This window comes from Pseudomonas entomophila, from assembly GCF_023277925.1.
Taxonomy (GTDB): Bacteria; Pseudomonadota; Gammaproteobacteria; order Pseudomonadales; family Pseudomonadaceae; genus Aquipseudomonas; species Aquipseudomonas entomophila_D.
The window spans coordinates 5,379,104-5,392,556 of the sequence record NZ_CP063832.1; the positions used below are offsets into that span (position 1 = coordinate 5,379,104).

General features: G+C 62.5%; 12 protein-coding genes. All 12 read left to right on the plus strand.

The window, feature by feature from the left end; genetic code table 11:
* Nucleotides 1–16 precede the first annotated feature (16 nt).
* Nucleotides 17–1,195, plus strand: coding sequence for an NO-inducible flavohemoprotein (gene hmpA, locus IM733_RS23860; RefSeq protein ID WP_248918742.1), 1,179 nt, complete (start codon nucleotides 17–19; stop codon nucleotides 1,193–1,195).
* Between the two features lie 509 nt (nucleotides 1,196–1,704).
* Nucleotides 1,705–2,211 (plus strand): disulfide bond formation protein B, encoded by a 507-nt coding sequence (locus IM733_RS23865; protein WP_248918743.1) that lies wholly within the window; start codon nucleotides 1,705–1,707, stop codon nucleotides 2,209–2,211.
* A gap of 559 nt (nucleotides 2,212–2,770) precedes the next feature.
* On the plus strand, nucleotides 2,771–3,715 hold the full coding sequence (gene cyoA / locus IM733_RS23870; protein WP_213659645.1) for a ubiquinol oxidase subunit II: 945 nt from the start codon (nucleotides 2,771–2,773) through the stop codon (nucleotides 3,713–3,715).
* Between the two features lie 3 nt (nucleotides 3,716–3,718).
* The gene (gene cyoB, locus IM733_RS23875; RefSeq protein WP_248918744.1) at nucleotides 3,719–5,740 is read left to right on the plus strand and encodes a cytochrome o ubiquinol oxidase subunit I; all 2,022 of its coding nucleotides are present in this window, start codon (nucleotides 3,719–3,721) and stop codon (nucleotides 5,738–5,740) included.
* Nucleotides 5,741–5,743: 3 nt separating this feature from the next.
* Complete coding sequence (cyoC, locus tag IM733_RS23880; protein WP_011532289.1) at nucleotides 5,744–6,367, plus strand: cytochrome o ubiquinol oxidase subunit III; 624 nt, start codon at nucleotides 5,744–5,746, stop codon at nucleotides 6,365–6,367.
* Entirely contained in the window at nucleotides 6,367–6,699 is a 333-nt protein-coding gene (gene cyoD / locus IM733_RS23885; RefSeq protein WP_011532290.1) for a cytochrome o ubiquinol oxidase subunit IV, read from the plus strand. Before cyoC ends, cyoD begins: the two co-directional genes overlap by 1 nt.
* A gap of 11 nt (nucleotides 6,700–6,710) precedes the next feature.
* Nucleotides 6,711–7,598, plus strand: coding sequence for a heme o synthase (gene cyoE / locus IM733_RS23890; protein WP_011532291.1), 888 nt, complete (start codon nucleotides 6,711–6,713; stop codon nucleotides 7,596–7,598).
* Between the two features lie 175 nt (nucleotides 7,599–7,773).
* The gene (locus IM733_RS23895; RefSeq protein WP_248918745.1) at nucleotides 7,774–8,766 is read left to right on the plus strand and encodes an isocyanide synthase family protein; all 993 of its coding nucleotides are present in this window, start codon (nucleotides 7,774–7,776) and stop codon (nucleotides 8,764–8,766) included.
* Entirely contained in the window at nucleotides 8,742–9,470 is a 729-nt protein-coding gene (locus tag IM733_RS23900; RefSeq protein ID WP_248918746.1) for an HAD family hydrolase, read from the plus strand. The genes IM733_RS23895 and IM733_RS23900 overlap by 25 nt, the downstream gene beginning before the upstream one ends.
* Nucleotides 9,471–9,493: 23 nt before the next feature.
* The gene (locus IM733_RS23905) at nucleotides 9,494–11,254 is read left to right on the plus strand and encodes an isocyanide synthase family protein (protein WP_248918747.1); all 1,761 of its coding nucleotides are present in this window, start codon (nucleotides 9,494–9,496) and stop codon (nucleotides 11,252–11,254) included.
* A 244-nt stretch (nucleotides 11,255–11,498) separates the two neighbouring features.
* A complete protein-coding gene (gene alaC / locus IM733_RS23910; RefSeq protein WP_213659651.1) occupies nucleotides 11,499–12,707 on the plus strand; it encodes an alanine transaminase in 1,209 nt (402 codons plus the stop codon).
* A gap of 200 nt (nucleotides 12,708–12,907) precedes the next feature.
* Nucleotides 12,908–13,291, plus strand: a complete 384-nt coding sequence (locus IM733_RS23915; protein WP_248918748.1) for a YkgJ family cysteine cluster protein — start codon at nucleotides 12,908–12,910, stop codon at nucleotides 13,289–13,291.
* The last annotated feature ends 162 nt before the right edge of the window (nucleotides 13,292–13,453 follow it).

The window sequence follows — 13,453 nt, forward strand, 5'->3', positions numbered from 1 at the left end:
CTCAGGAGTCGCTGCAATGCTCAATGCCGAACAACGTGCAATCATCAAGGCCACTGTTCCCCTGCTGGAAAGCGGTGGCGAGGCGCTGACCACCCACTTCTACAAGTTGATGCTCAGTGAATACCCCGAAGTACGCCCCCTGTTCAACCAGGCCCACCAGGCCAGTGGCGACCAGCCACGTGCCCTGGCCAACGGCGTGCTGATGTATGCCAAGCACATCGACCAGCTTGAGCAGCTCGGTGGCCTGGTCGGGCAGATCATCAACAAGCATGTGGCCTTGCAGATCCTGCCCGAGCACTACCCGATCGTCGGCGGCTGCCTGCTGCGCGCCATCGAGGAAGTGCTGGGCAAGGATATCGCTACGCCCGAGGTGATCGCCGCCTGGGCTGCCGCCTATGGGCAGCTGGCCGATATCCTCATCGGCGCCGAAGAGAGCCTGTACAAGCAGAAGGAAGAAACCGCCGGTGGCTGGCGCGGCGCCCGCGCGTTCCGCCTGGTGCGCCGCGAGCAGGAAAGCCGCGAGGTGGTCTCGTTCTACTTCGCCCCGGTAGATGGCAAGCCGGTGATCAAGGCCGAGCCGGGCCAGTACATTGGGCTGCAACTCTTCATCGGCGGCGTCGAGCAGCGCCGCAACTATTCCCTGTCGGCCCTGTGCGACGGTGAGCAGTACCGCATCAGCGTCAAGCGCGAGGCTGAAGGCAAGGTTTCCAACTACCTCCACGACGAACTGATGGTGGGCGCGACGGTGCAGCTGTTCCCGCCTTCCGGTGACTTCACCCTGGCCGCCAGCGACAAGCCGCTGGTGCTGATCAGTGGCGGCGTGGGCATCACCCCGACCCTGGCCATGCTCGAGGCGGCGCTGAAGACCGAGCGGCCGGTGCACTTCATCCACTGCGCGCGCAATGGCGCGGTGCATGCGTTCCGTGACTGGGTCGACGGGCTGGCAGCGAAGCATCCGCAACTCAAGCGCTTCTATTGCTACGCCGAAGACGACGGCAGCCGCGCCGCAGATGCGGTGGGCCTGCTGGATCAGAACCTGCTGGCCGAGTGGATGCCGCGCGAGCGCGATGTCGATGCCTACTTCCTCGGGCCCAAGGGCTTCATGGCGGCGATCAAGCGCCAGCTCAAGGGGTTGGGGGTGCCGGAAGGGCAGAGCCGTTATGAGTTCTTCGGGCCGGCGGCGGCGTTGGAGTGATCGGTAGCGCTTACTGACGGTTCGCCGGCAAGCCGGCTCCTACAGGTTCCGTGGGAGCTGGCTTGTCGGCGAACGGCACTTGATCCCAATCGCTGCGGTTCGGCGTTCCGCCTTAGCGCTTCCTGCCATGCTCCCGACCGTGGGTAATCGAGAACGAAGCGGACGATTGCAGTCGCAGGGGGCGTTGCAGCCGAGCGCCGAACCGCAGCGATTGGGCCCAGCCCTCTCTATATAAGGAAGATGAAAGCCTCTACACCGGCCTTCATCTTTAATCCTCCTTTAATCACTGTATCCTTCACTCCCGAGTGTCGAGGGGCCGTGCCCTGTCCGGCGCTCGGGCCGCCGTGTTTTTCACGCGCGGTGGTTGAACCGAAACCGACCTGCTCGGTCCTAGGTCAACGGTGGATAGCCGCACGCCCCGCCTCGACACATTCAAAGGTCATCTCCAGCGTGTAGACTTGGCGCCCTCGGGCAGCCAACGCTGCCACTCTCCATCGAAGGAATCGGCAATGAACGAACTCTCATCGCGCCTGAATCGGGAACGGCGCTTTCTGGTGCTCCTCGGCGTGATCTGCCTGGCGCTGATCGGCGGCGCCCTGTACATGCAGGTGGTACTCGGAGAAGCCCCTTGCCCACTGTGCATCCTGCAACGCTATGCGCTGCTGTTCATCGCGATCTTCGCCTTCATCGCCGCCGCCATGCCGGGGCGCAAGAGCCTGACCTTGTTCGAGGTGCTGGTGGTGCTCAGCGCCATCGGTGGCATCGTTGCAGCCGGCAACCATGTGTATATACTCGCCAACCCGATGGTCAGCTGCGGCATAGACACGCTGCAACCCATCGTCGACGACCTGCCGCTGGCCAAGCTGTGGCCGCTGGCGTTCCAGGTCGATGGCTTCTGCTCCACGCCGTACCCACCGATCCTGGGGTTGTCGCTCGCGCAATGGGCTCTGGTCGCCTTCGTGCTGACCACCGTGCTGGTCCCCCTGGGGATCTACCGCAACCGCCGTCGTGGTTAGACCAAAGTCCCTGATTGACCCAGGTCTATTGCGCGGTGGGAGAAGGCGCAAATCTCGCCGGATGATTGACTAGGATCAAGCTGGAGGCCTTGCGCAATGCAGGTTTCAGGGCTATTCGGCGGGGTGCGACAAACTGTCGCGAAGTTGATTTTTCGAGCGCTATTGTTACGGATTCTGTAAAGGACTGTTGCTCAATAAGTCATAGTCAATGGGGGGCGACCTCACTACAATCGCCCCCAATTTCCGTTCGGCACTGCTTGCAAGTCGCAGGATTGAAGGAAGCCGCAGCGCTCCCTTTTGCTGACTTCGTCAAGTTTCGCCCAACGGCGATACCGGGCGGACCCCCCTCCGCGTTTTCCCGCACCAAATGGACTTGGTCTGAAGTACAGGCCTGTTGCCTACGAAACCATAAGCACCGCTAACCCGCTTGAAGCCAAGATCCTGCAGTCGGATCCCGGGCAGGGGCGTGTACGGGCGCGAATTGCCGCACTTGGCAGGACGAAGTGTTGGCTACCAAAACACAAATTGCATTGAAGCAAGCTGATCTAGAGGTCGTGAGATGAGTAAAAAGCGTTACCCCAGACTGTTTGGCATATTGCCCTTTTTAGGCATGCTTTTACTCAGTGGGTGCAACTGGACCCTGCTCGACCCAAAGGGCCAGGTCGGCATTGAGCAGAAGAACCTGATCCTGATCGCCACCGGCCTGATGCTGCTGGTGGTCGTGCCCGTGATCATCATGACCCTGGCGTTCGCCTGGAAGTACCGCGCTTCCAACAAGGCCGCCACCTACACCCCCGACTGGTCGCACTCGACCAAGATCGAAGCCGCGGTGTGGATCATCCCGATCCTGATCATCATCGCCCTGGGTTACTTCACCTACCACTCCACCCACAAGCTGGACCCGTACCGTCCACTGGATTCCGATGTGAAGCCGGTGCAGATCGACGTGGTCGCGCTGGACTGGAAGTGGCTGTTCATCTACCCGGAGCAGGGCATTGCCACGGTCAACAAGATCGTCTTCCCGGCTAACACCCCGGTCAACTTCCGTGTCACCTCCGACGCCGTGATGAACTCCTTCTTCATCCCGGGCCTGGGTGGCCAGATCTACGCCATGGCTGGCATGACCACCAAACTGCACCTGATCGCCAACGAGAACGGTGAGTTCGACGGTATCTCCGCCAACTACAGCGGCGCCGGCTTCACCGGTATGAAATTCAAGGCGGTTGCCACCTCGCAAGCTGACTTCGATGCATGGGTCGCTGAAGTGAAGGCATCGCCGAAGAAACTGGACCAGGCCGAATATGACGCCTTGGCCAAAGCAAGCGAAAACAACCCAGTCGCGCTGTACAGCGAGGCCCAGGCTGACCAGTTCCAGCGCATCGTCGACAAGTACGAAGGCATGAACCGCGGTCGTCCTAGCCACGAAGAAGCAGGCAGCAAAGACCTGGCCACTACCAAGGGTGTGGAATCGAGTATGCAACCAGCTGCCGGTGCAGAGGAGTAAGAGATGTTCGGTAAATTAAGCCTGGAGGCGATACCCTATCACGAGCCGATAGTCATGGTGACGCTTGCCATGATCGCGCTCGGTGGTATCGCCGTCGTTGGTGCCATCACCTATTTCCGCAAGTGGACCTACTTGTGGACCGAGTGGTTGACCACGGTCGACCACAAGAAAATCGGCGTGATGTACATCATCGTCGCTATGGTCATGCTGCTGCGCGGCTTCGCCGACGCCATCATGATGCGTACCCAGCTGGCCGCCGCCACCGGTGGCTCCGAAGGCTACCTTCCGCCTGAACACTATGACCAGATCTTCACCGCCCACGGTGTGATCATGATCATCTTCATGGCGATGCCGTTCTTCACCGGCCTGATGAACCTCGCGGTTCCGCTGCAGATCGGTGCACGTGACGTTGCCTTCCCGTTCCTGAACTCCCTGAGCTTCTACCTGCTGCTGGCAGGCGTGCTGCTGGTCAACATCTCGCTGGGCGTTGGTGAATTCGCCAAGACCGGCTGGGTTGCCTATCCGCCGCTCGCGGGTATCCAGTACAGCCCTGGGGTGGGTGTCGACTACTACATCTGGGCGCTACAGCTCTCAGGCCTGGGTACGACACTGACCGGCGTGAACTTCCTCGTCACCGTGATGAAGATGCGCGCCCCTGGCATGAAGCTGATGGACATGCCGATCTTCACCTGGACCTGCACCTGGGCCAACGTGCTGATCGTCGCTTCGTTCCCGATCCTGACCGCCGCACTCGCCCTGCTGACCGTTGACCGTTATCTGGACTTCCACATCTTCACCAACGAGCTTGGTGGGAACCCGATGATGTACGTCAACCTGTTCTGGGCGTGGGGTCACCCTGAGGTCTACATTCTGATCCTGCCGGCCTTCGGCGTGTTCTCGGAAGTCACCTCGACCTTCGCAGGCAAGCGCCTGTTCGGTCACCACTCGATGATCTACGCATCGGGCGCGATCGCCATCCTGGGCTTCGCGGTCTGGCTGCACCACTTCTTCACCATGGGTGCCGGCGCCAGCGTCAACACCTTCTTCGGCCTGGCGACGATGCTGATCTCCATTCCGACCGGTGTGAAGCTGTTCAACTGGCTGTTCACCATCTACCAGGGCCGTCTGCGCTTCACCGCGCCGATCATGTGGACCCTGGGCTTCATGGTCACCTTCTCCATCGGTGGCATGACCGGCGTTCTGCTGGCTGTTCCAGGTGCCGACTTCGTTCTGCACAACAGCCTGTTCGTGATCGCCCACTTCCACAACGTGATCATCGGTGGCGCGGTATTCGGCTACATCGCCGGCTTCGCCTTCTGGTTCCCGAAAGCCTTCGGTTTCACCCTGAACGAGAAGTGGGGCAAAGCTGCCTTCTGGTTCTGGATCTCCGGCTTCTACGTAGCGTTCATGCCGCTGTACGCCCTGGGCTTCATGGGCATGACCCGTCGTCTGAACCACTCCGACAACCCGCTGTGGGAACCCTACCTGTACGTGGCCGTCGTCGGCGCCGTGCTGATCCTGTTCGGTATCGCCTGCCAGCTGATCCAGATCTACGTCTCGGTTCGCGACCGCAAGGACAACATGGACGTCACTGGCGACCCATGGGGCGGCCGTACTCTGGAATGGTCGACTTCGTCGCCACCTCCGTTCTACAACTTCGCTCACATGCCTGAGCATGTTGGCCTGGACGCCTGGCACGAAGCCAAGCAAGCCGGTGCCGCGTACAAAGCCCCTGCCAAGTACGAAGCGATCCACATGCCGAGCAACACCTCCACCGGTCTGTTCATGGGCCTGCTGTTGACTGTGTTCGGTTTCGCCTTCATCTGGCACATCTGGTGGCTGGTGGGTGCGAGCCTGGTTGCGACCATCGCTGTCTTCGTTCGCCACGCCGCGCGTGACGACCAGGGCTACATGGTTCCGGCCGAAGAAGTGGCGCGCATCGAAGGCGAGCGCATGAAAGCGCTGGCCAAGGCTGGTGCACTGCCTGCCGGCGGCGCACGTGTCGAATCGTTTGAACGGGTGTAATCAATGTCCAGTCAAGTAATGCACGGTGCTGCTCATGGTCACGACCATGGGCATGATGACCACCACCACGACTCGGGCCAGATGACCGTCCTCGGTTTCTGGCTGTACCTGATGACCGACTGCATCCTGTTTGCGTCGCTCTTCGCCACCTACGCGGTGCTGTCCGGCAGTTTTGCCGGCGGCCCGTCGGGTCACGACATCTTCCAGCTCGACTTCGTGCTGGTCGAAACCGCGTTCCTGCTGCTGTCCTCGATCACCTTCGGCTTCGCCATGCTGAAGATGTTCGACGGCAAGAAGGCAGGCGTGCTGGGCTGGTTGGCTGTGACCTTCCTGTTCGGTGCAGGCTTCATCGCGATGGAAATCTATGAGTTCCATCACCTGATCGCCGAAGGCTTCGGCCCGCAGCGCAGTGGCTTCCTGTCGGCGTTCTTCGCCCTGGTAGGGACCCACGGCCTGCACGTGACCGCCGGCCTGATCTGGATGGCGATCATGATGTATCAGATCAACAAGCACGGCATCACGCCGACCGCCAAGACCCGCATGAGCTGCCTGAGCCTGTTCTGGCACTTCCTGGACGTGGTCTGGATCTGCGTGTTCACCGTCGTCTACCTGCTGGGAGTTCTGTAATGGCTAGCGCACACGACACTCATCACGAGGGTAACCACGGTAGCGTGAAGTCGTACATGATCGGCTTCGTGCTGTCGATCATCCTGACCGCGATCCCGTTCGGCCTGGTGATGTTCCCGAGCCTGCCGAAGAACCTGACCGTCCTGGTCGTGGTGGCCATGGCCGTCATCCAGGTGGTGGTGCACCTCGTGTACTTCCTGCACATGGACCGCTCGAAAGAGCAACGTTCCAACGTGTCGACGTTCCTGTTCACTGTTCTGGTAATCGCGCTGCTGGTCGGCCTGTCGCTGTGGATCATGTTCAGCATCCACTTCGAAATGCTGGCCAAGTGAGGTAAGACTGCATGTCCGTTAAGCACTTTATCCAAATCACCAAACCGGGGATCATTTTCGGTAACGTGCTTTCCGTGGCAGGCGGCTTCTTCCTTGCCTCGAAGGGCCATGTGGACTTCGCCCTGTTCCTGGCGGTGGTGATCGGTACTTCGCTGGTGGTCGCGTCCGGATGCGTGTTCAACAACTGCATCGACCGTGACATCGACCACAAGATGGAGCGCACCAAGAACCGCGTCATGGTGCAGGGTGGCATGTCGCTGACCCTCGCGCTGGCTTACGCCACCCTGCTCGGGGTGGCCGGCTTCAGCCTGCTGTATGTCCAGGCCAACCCGCTGGCGGCGTTCTGCGCGCTGGTCGGCTTCGTCGTCTACGTCGGTTTCTACAGCCTTTGGCTGAAGCGCAAATCGGTGCACGGCACCTTGGTTGGCAGCCTGTCCGGTGCCATGCCTCCGGTGATCGGCTACTGCGCCGTGAGCAACAGCTTCGACCTGGCTGCGGTGACGTTGCTGGTGATGTTCAGCCTGTGGCAGATGCCGCACAGCTTCGCCATCGCCATCTTCCGCTTCAAGGACTACAGCGCCGCCAACATTCCGGTCCTGCCGGTGGCGCGCGGTATCCTGGCGGCGAAGAAGCAGATCGTGCTGTACGTGCTGGCCTTCGTCCTCGCCACTGTCATGCTGACCCTCGGCGGCTACGCCGGCCTGGGTTACCTCGCCGTGGCGGCCGCCATGGGCCTGTACTGGCTGTACATGGCCTGGGGTGGCTACAAGGCTGAGGACGACAGCAAGTGGGCACGCAAGGTGTTTGGCTTCTCCATCCTCACCGTCACCGCCCTGAGCGTGATGATGTCGGTGGACAGCCAGACCGCGGCCGATGTGCTGATGACCTACGCACGCTGACAGCTGCCTGTACCGCGAAACGCCCCGGCTTGCCGGGGCGTTTTTTTTTGTGTGGGAAATTACATAAGTATCCAGTTGACAGGGTCACGTACTTTGCAGGATTTTATCCGCCGCAGGTCAGGATGACCTGGCGGCCGTGGGTTGGCCGTACCCTCTTCCGACAAAGGACTGTACCGTGACCGAATCGAGCCTCGCTCTCTCGGCAGGTGGCGCGTTGCCGCGCCAACGCCCCCTCGCTGCGCCCATCGACACCGCGCTCGCCATTCTGGAATGCCTGTTCCGCCGCCGCAGCCTGGCCCCCGGGCAGGACCCTGCGCTGGATGAGGCCGCCCTGGCGCCGCACCTGCCCAAGGTGTTGGCCGCCCTCGAACAAGGCCTGCCGATCGAAATGGTGCTGCCGGCGTTCCCTGGCAAGTCGCCGAACCGCCAGAAGACCCTCGGCCCGCTACCCGATCTGGCCGAGCACCACGCCATCGACGAACTGCACAGGCTGTGTGAGGAGATCCGTGCGCTGCACGCGCCGGGGGCGGTGATCCATATCTGTTCGGACGGTTATGTATTCTCCGACCTGGTGCGCGTGCCCGATGTCCATGTCCAGGCCTACACCGACGACATCCAGCGTTACGCCGACCAGCATTACCCCGGCAGCTTCACCCTGTTCGACCTGAAGGACGCCTACCCGCATCTGGGTTGCCTGGATTCGATGCGCGAAGAGTTGATGATCGAGCACGGCCAGTCGCTACGGGTTCTGCAGCAACGCTTCGAAGCCGAAGAGCACATGATGTTGATGTACTGCGGTATCCACCGCTTCCTGTCGGAGGACTACGCCGGCTTGGCGGATTTCGCCGGCATGAGCATGAACGCGGTGAAGAAGGTGGCCAAGCCCGCGTCGCAGCGGGTGATCCAGCGCAGCGAGGCGTGGAGTGCCTTGCTGCAGGCGCGCTACCCCCACTGCCTGCGCCTGTCGATCCACCCGCAACTGGCCGTGTCCACGAAGATCGGCATCCGCCTGGTCCCCACCAGCGACCTGTGGCGCACGCCGTGGCATTCGGTGGCCATCAAGCGCCGGGGCGTGGTCACCTTGGAGCGCCGCAGCAATGTCGACGAGCGTTACAGCCGCCTGGTGTTCAGCCGTGGCCGGCCATGCCACTACGCCAGTGCGCAGTGATGGGGCGGCTGGCTGATGTGCGTGCGGTGCTGTTCGACCTGGACGGTACCCTGGTGGACACCTTGCCCGATATCGCCTGGTGCCTGAACCATGTTCTGGGTCAGCACCGGCTGCCCCCTCTGGCTGTAGAGTCCGTGCGTGCCCTGGTCGGTGGCGGCGTGGCCGCGATGATCGAGCGGGTCGCGCACGAGCACGGCGTGGAGGATGCCCAGCACTTGCAAGCGGCCTACAGCGCCTGCTATCGCCAGCACCTGGTCAAGCTGTCGAGGCCTTACGCGGGTGTCGAGCCGCTGCTCGAGGCCCTTGGCGCGCGGGGCCTGCCCATGGCCGTGGTGACCAACAAGGCCCATGCACTGGCATTGCAAGTGGTCGAGTACCTGTTACCGACGAATGCGTTCGCCGTGGTCATTGGCCACCGAGCAGGGCAGCGCCTCAAGCCAGCGCCCGACGCAGCCCTGCAAGCCGCCGAGAGGCTGGGTGTGGCGCCCGGGCATTGCCTGTTCGTCGGCGACACGGCCATCGATCTGCTCACGGCGCAGGCCGCCGGTATGTCGGCGGTGGCAGCGGGTTGGGGCTATGGCGAGCCCGACGTGCTGCACGATCACAATCCGCAGCTGTATTGCGAACACCCTCATCAGTTGCTCGCGGCCATGTGCCCGGCAGCTGGACAACCCCCGCGAGCCGAACTGACAGGTTCGCTGTAGCTTCCACTCAAGGACGACAGAAGATGCAAGACAAAGACAGCTGGGTTTCGGCCGTCAGCCAGGTGCTGGACGGTTACCTGCTCAAGGTCGAGGGCGATCGCTTCGCCGATGCCGGCAAGGTGCACCTGGCCAAGGACCTGGCACGTTGCTTCGAACGTGGTGAGCCCGTGCGCATGGTGCTGCCGGGTTTCCCCTGCAAGTCGCCGAACGATCGCGACAAGACCTTTGGCGTGCTGCCGGACTACGGCGAGGTCATGGCCATCGAGCGCCTTGACCGCCTTGGCCAGGAGATCGCCGCCCTGCACGCACCGGGGTGCGAGATCGTCATCCTCAGCGACGGCACCACCTTCAACGATATCGTCGGTGTGCCCGACGATGTTCGCCGGCATTACAACCAGGCATTGCGCACCCTGTGCGTCACCCACAGCATTCGCTGGGTGAGCATGGAGGACCTGTTCCCCCAGGCCAGCAGCCCCGAAGCGCTGCGTGCGACGCTGGTCAAGCAGGCCCGCCTGCCCTGGAAGAACGTCGAGGCGTTGATCGAGCAGTGCCAGCAGGACGAAGGCCTGGCCCGTAGCCACGACAAGCTGTGCAGCCACCTCTACAACGACCTGCGCCTGTGTCGCCAGCCGGGGCAGGACGAGGACGAGCACCTGCGCCAGATCAGCCACAAGGCCTACCAGATGATGCTGCGTGGCCAGGCCCTCAACGCCGCGGTGGAGCGTTTCTTCCCCGAGCACATTCGCCTGTCCGTGCACCAGTACGACAATGCCGGGCCCAAGTTCACCCTGGCCCTGGCCGACGGCCTGCACCATGTGATCAGCCCCTGGCACGCGGTGCCGGTGCGCCAGCTCGATGGCGGCCAGTCCTTGTGCGGCCGCGCCGAGATCGACGGCAGCCGGCATGTGCAGGTGACCTGGCAGGGGCGGCCATGGTTGCTTCACGAAACTCAGGGTGAAGCGCTGCAAGGTTATCGCTTCGAATTGCAGAAGCTGCCCCTGTTCGGCCTGGTGGTCAGCGACCCCATGGGGCTGGGCTTCGAGCGATTGTCCACCGAGACGCTGCAAGCGCTGGTGCGCAGTTTCGGTTTCGTCTGCCTGCGCGGTTGCGAGTACGCCGACCAGGCCAGTTTCGCCGCCGATTGCGCGCGCTTCGGCACCATCTACCGTTGGGCCTTTGGCGAGGTGCACGTGGTCAAGCCGGCCGACCAGCCGCAAGGGGTGGTGCATTCGCTGGAGAAGACACCGCTGCACTGGGACCTCAACCTGCTGCCCGAAAGTGACCCGCTGGTGCAGCGCGACCCCAAGTTCTGCGCGCACACCTTCATGCTCTACTGCAAGACGCCGCCGCAGCCCGGGGAAGGGCAGACCACTATCGTCGACAGCCGCAATGCCCTGGCCAAGGTCGGCCTGCGGACCGCCCGGCAATGGCAGGGCGTCGATATCACCTATTACACGCGCATGACCTATTTTGGCGGCTCACCGCGCACCTATCCGCTGGTGGACCGCGACCCTCGCAGCGGCGAGCCGGTGTTGCGCTACCAGGAAGGCTGCGAGTCATCGCTGCAGACCCTGGAGCAGCAGGTGCAGGGCGGTGACGAGGTGTTCCAGCGCGAGCTGATCGAACAACTGGACGGGCTGGTCTACGACCCGCACTGCCTGATTGCCCATGAATGGGCGGCGGGTGACCTGGTGCTGATCGACAACTACCTGACCTTGCACGGGCGTTTGCCCATGAGCCCGGCCTCGGCGTCGCGTGAGCTGTGGCGGGTTCAGGTGTATTGATCCAGCTCCATCCTGTGTGACTGCACTGGCCCATTCGCCGGCTTTGCCGGCGAAAACGCCGATCGAATTCGCGCTCATTGATTCTGTATTTGTGGATTATTCAATTCATACGCCTGAAAAATTCTAATAAAACAGAAAATTATCCTTTACGAAATTTGCTGTGCGGGATTATCTTCTGATTCGGCCGCCGCAGCGGCCAACGTCGCTCGGACGGTTCCGGGCGCTTACGTCTGCAGAGGAACACATGGCCAATCCAGGTTCGCCGCGCCGCTTCGCGCGCATCGATCGTCTCCCCCCGTACGTCTTCAACATCACCGCCGAGCTCAAGATGGCCGCCCGTCGCCGTGGCGAGGACATCATCGACCTGAGCATGGGCAACCCCGATGGCGCCACCCCGCCGCACATCGTCGAGAAGCTGGTGCAGGTCGCCCAGCGCGAAGACACCCACGGCTACTCTACCTCCCGCGGTATCCCGCGCCTGCGCCGTGCCATCTCGAACTGGTACAAGGAGCGCTATGACGTCGCGATCGACCCGGAGAGCGAGGCCATCGTCACCATTGGCTCGAAAGAGGGCCTGGCGCATCTGATGCTCGGTACCCTCGACCATGGCGACACCGTGCTGGTGCCCAACCCCAGCTACCCCATCCACATCTACGGCGCGGTGATCGCCGGTGCCCAGGTGCGCTCCGTGCCGCTGGTGCCGGGCGTGGACTTCTTCAACGAACTGGAGCGGGCGATCCGCGAGTCGATCCCCAAACCCAAGATGATGATCCTGGGGTTCCCGTCCAACCCCACCGCCCAGTGCGTCGAGCTGGACTTCTTCGAGCGCGTGGTGGCCCTGGCGAAACAGTACGACGTGCTGGTGGTGCACGACCTGGCCTACGCCGACATCGTCTATGACGGCTGGAAGGCCCCATCGATCATGCAGGTGCCGGGGGCCAAGGACATTGCGGTGGAGTTCTTCACCCTGTCCAAGAGCTACAACATGGCGGGCTGGCGCATCGGCTTCATGGTGGGTAACCCGGAGCTGGTCAGCGCCCTGGCGCGGATCAAGAGCTACCACGACTACGGCACCTTCACTCCGCTGCAGGTGGCGGCCATCGCCGCCCTGGAAGGCGACCAGCAATGCGTGCGCGACATCGCCGAGCAGTACCGCCAGCGCCGCAACCTGCTGGTCAAGGGCCTGCACGAGCTGGGCTGGATGGTCGAGAACCCCAAGGCCTCGATGTATGTCTGGGCCAAGATCCCCGAGGCTTACGCGCACCTGGGCTCGCTGGAGTTCGCCAAGAAACTGCTGGCCGAGGCCAAGGTCTGCGTGTCGCCGGGCATCGGTTTCGGTGACTACGGTGACGACCATGTGCGTTTCGCCCTGATCGAGAACCAGGACCGCATTCGCCAGGCCATCCGCGGCATCCGCCAGATGTTCCGGGCCGACGGCCTGATCAGCAAGTAACCCCGTCCGTGTAGGAGCCAGTCTTGCTGGCGAACCCCTGCCTGCGTGTTCGCCAGCAAGGCCGGCGCCTACCGGTAAAGCGCCGCCGATCGGCGGCGATGTTTTTTTGCATGCCCCCTCTTCTCAGCCGTTCGCGCTTGGATTACAAATGGCGCCGCGGGCGCTCGCCCTCATAACAACAACCTCCCTCCCTGGCCATCATGTCCGAACAGAACCCTTGCCTGACCTGCGGCGCCTGCTGCGGCTACTTTCGTGTGTCTTTCTTCTGGGGTGAATGCCAGTCCGCCGGCGGCGTGGTGCCCGACGATCTGGTGGTGCAGATCAACCCGACCCGCGTCGCCATGATCGGCACCGACGCCAAGCCTTGCCGCTGCGTCAGCCTGGGTGGCGAGATCGGCACGCAGGTGGCCTGCACCATCTATGAAAACCGCTCCAGCCCGTGCCGCGAGTTCGATGCGTCGTGGGAAAACGGGGTGCACAACCCCAGCTGCGACGATGCCCGCGCGGCCTATGGCCTGCCACCGCTGACACCGCCAGGGGCCAACGAGCCGCACTGGCCGGATGACGGCGCCGAGGTGGCCTGACCCGGCGTATGAAACCTCTGTAGGAGCGGCTTCAGCCGCGATCACCCGCAACGCGGGTGCCGCATACCGCGATGCCAGCATCGCGGCTGAAGCCGCTCCTACAAACGTCTAACCTGTTCACGCTTTGGCAAAGTGACATGACCGTTCGTCGGCTGGATCCAA

Bases quoted from the DNA above. Each gene is read 5' to 3' on its own strand.
- hmpA (WP_248918742.1), top strand. From the start codon at position 17: ATGCTCAATGCCGAACAACGTGCAATCATCAAGGCCACTGTTCCCCTG.
- IM733_RS23865 (WP_248918743.1), top strand. From the start codon at position 1,705: ATGAACGAACTCTCATCGCGCCTGAATCGGGAACGGCGCTTTCTGGTG.
- cyoA (WP_213659645.1), top strand. From the start codon at position 2,771: ATGAGTAAAAAGCGTTACCCCAGACTGTTTGGCATATTGCCCTTTTTA.
- cyoB (WP_248918744.1), top strand. From the start codon at position 3,719: ATGTTCGGTAAATTAAGCCTGGAGGCGATACCCTATCACGAGCCGATA.
- cyoC (WP_011532289.1), top strand. From the start codon at position 5,744: ATGTCCAGTCAAGTAATGCACGGTGCTGCTCATGGTCACGACCATGGG.
- cyoD (WP_011532290.1), top strand. From the start codon at position 6,367: ATGGCTAGCGCACACGACACTCATCACGAGGGTAACCACGGTAGCGTG.
- cyoE (WP_011532291.1), top strand. From the start codon at position 6,711: ATGTCCGTTAAGCACTTTATCCAAATCACCAAACCGGGGATCATTTTC.
- IM733_RS23900 (WP_248918746.1), top strand. From the start codon at position 8,742: ATGCCACTACGCCAGTGCGCAGTGATGGGGCGGCTGGCTGATGTGCGT.
- IM733_RS23905 (WP_248918747.1), top strand. From the start codon at position 9,494: ATGCAAGACAAAGACAGCTGGGTTTCGGCCGTCAGCCAGGTGCTGGAC.
- alaC (WP_213659651.1), top strand. From the start codon at position 11,499: ATGGCCAATCCAGGTTCGCCGCGCCGCTTCGCGCGCATCGATCGTCTC.
- IM733_RS23915 (WP_248918748.1), top strand. From the start codon at position 12,908: ATGTCCGAACAGAACCCTTGCCTGACCTGCGGCGCCTGCTGCGGCTAC.